Source organism: Aphanothece microscopica RSMan92, assembly GCF_046613545.2.
Lineage (GTDB): Bacteria > Cyanobacteriota > Cyanobacteriia > PCC-6307 > Cyanobiaceae > NIES-981.
Genome location: NZ_JBKKKY020000383.1, coordinates 1 through 546, shown reverse-complemented (window position 1 = coordinate 546; position 546 = coordinate 1). Strand labels below are relative to the sequence as shown.

The 546-nt window shown below is 58.6% G+C and carries 1 protein-coding gene; it reads right to left on the bottom strand.

Going from position 1 to position 546, the window contains the following annotated elements; genetic code table 11:
- Nucleotides 1-546: glycoside hydrolase family 9 protein (locus tag ACLD7X_RS18135; protein ID WP_411425082.1), on the bottom strand; the 546-nt coding region annotated here is incomplete at both ends.

Below are 546 nucleotides of genomic sequence, written 5' to 3'. Positions count from 1 at the left end.
GCAATACCGGTAGCCTCGCTCAGGTACTTACCCGCCCCCTGCGGTTTACCGGTCGCAAAGTACACCGGCCGGGCACTGTTGGGTCCCCAGCCGTAATCGGCATTGTCCTGGTGGGGTAGCTTGAAGCCCCGGTGGTCGCGGTCGTCGGCTACCTGGTGAAAAAGCTGCCCGGGTACGGGATGAAGCTTATGAATCCAGTCGAGGCCCCAGCGGGTTTCGTCGAGTACGTCGGGTACGCCATTGGCACCAGATTGACCCAGGGCATCTACCTGATCAGCAAACTTACCGGGTGCCCACTCGTAGGCCAACAGCAGGCGGGCCGTGGCGTTGCTACCTGTAATCAGGTATTTGAGCTGATCGCCGGCATCGTGCCATCCACCACGAGCATCCAGATAGGTCGAGTCCGGCATAGGGCCGAAAAAGGTTCGTCCGTCCTGCTGATGGCACTCCTTATCGAGATATGGGTTGTACCCGCAGCGTTGGGTACGCATGAAGTAAAGAATATCATGCTGGTAGGCAGGATACGCTCCGATGGAAAAACTGGCC